The sequence below is a fragment of the Croceicoccus bisphenolivorans genome, from assembly GCF_001634625.1.
GTDB lineage: Bacteria > Pseudomonadota > Alphaproteobacteria > Sphingomonadales > Sphingomonadaceae > Croceicoccus > Croceicoccus bisphenolivorans.
The window spans coordinates 1-463 of record NZ_LRSE01000070.1; the positions used below are offsets into that span (position 1 = coordinate 1).

General features: G+C 63.7%; 1 protein-coding gene and 1 pseudogene. Both read right to left on the reverse strand.

What is annotated here, in order from left to right; genetic code table 11:
* Positions 1–362, reverse strand: a pseudogene (locus tag A7A77_RS17345) (ammonium transporter); the annotation flags it as partial.
* Positions 363–376: 14 nt separating this feature from the next.
* A partial coding sequence (locus tag A7A77_RS17700) for a P-II family nitrogen regulator (protein WP_281180054.1) occupies positions 377–463 on the reverse strand: 87 nt, incomplete at its 5' end.

Sequence of the window (463 nt, forward strand, 5' to 3'; positions counted from 1 at the left end):
GTGCTGTCAGGCGTGGTGTTCGCAAGGAACAGGTTGCCCCAGCTGAAGAAGGCGTTGCCCTCGGGGCCGAAAGCCGTCGAGTAGCCCCACATCACCCAGATCAGCATCGCCAGCGCCGCGGCGGCGCCGATCTGCGTCATCGTCGAAAGCATGTTCTTCGAACGCGTCAGACCGCCGTAGAACAGCGCGAGGCCCGGCAGGATCATCAGCAGGACAAGGATGGTCGAAGTCATCATCCAGGCGTTGTTGCCCGGGTTCGGAACGGCAGCAGCAGCCTCGGCCGCTTCCTGCGCAAAGGCAGTCGTGGCAGCAAACAGCGACGCACCCAGCGCCGCGCTGCCGCAAAGCATCTTGCGGATCATTGTCTGTCCCCCCGTCATAGCGCGGTATCCCCGGACTCACCCGTCCGGATCCGTACGGCCGAAGCCAGGTCGAGTACGAAGATCTTCCCGTCACCAATGGC